The organism is Flagellimonas olearia (assembly GCF_009184425.1).
Classification (GTDB): Bacteria; Bacteroidota; Bacteroidia; order Flavobacteriales; family Flavobacteriaceae; genus Flagellimonas; species Flagellimonas olearia.
Genome location: NZ_WELG01000054.1, coordinates 1 through 445, shown reverse-complemented (window position 1 = coordinate 445; position 445 = coordinate 1). Strand labels below are relative to the sequence as shown.

Here is a 445-nt window from a genome sequence, read left to right as displayed (position 1 = left end):
AAATAAAAAACAAAAACAAGCCGACAAGCAACGCGCTCAAAGAGACATCAAGCTCATAGCATGGGATATTCACAACCAAATCGCTAAAAGAAACGCAAAAGCCACTATGGAAGCTAGGTTTCTTGAATTGAAAACCTTGATCGGCTATCAGTTTAGGCACAATGACAGTGGGATCGTTTTGCAGATTGACAACACCACTTTTGAAAAGAATCAAATGTTTTTGCATGTTTCTTACCCTAAAAGCAAAAACAACCCTCAAAAATTGCGTGTGTCAAGTAAAACATTCGCTTTAGAATTTCTGTTTGTCAATGGATACAGCCTGAAAAAAGATAGCTTGCTAGAAGAAATTGAACCCCCTAAAATCCACCCTATCACGAATGAACCGATTAAGGAATTTGCAGAATACATTGGCAAAACGATCCACATCACTAATTTCAATGTGGAT

Annotated in this window: 1 protein-coding gene; it reads left to right on the top strand. The window is 37.5% G+C overall.

Annotated features, from left to right (window positions below):
• Positions 1-445: hypothetical protein (locus F8C76_RS19895; RefSeq protein ID WP_211372186.1), on the top strand; the 445-nt coding region annotated here is incomplete at both ends.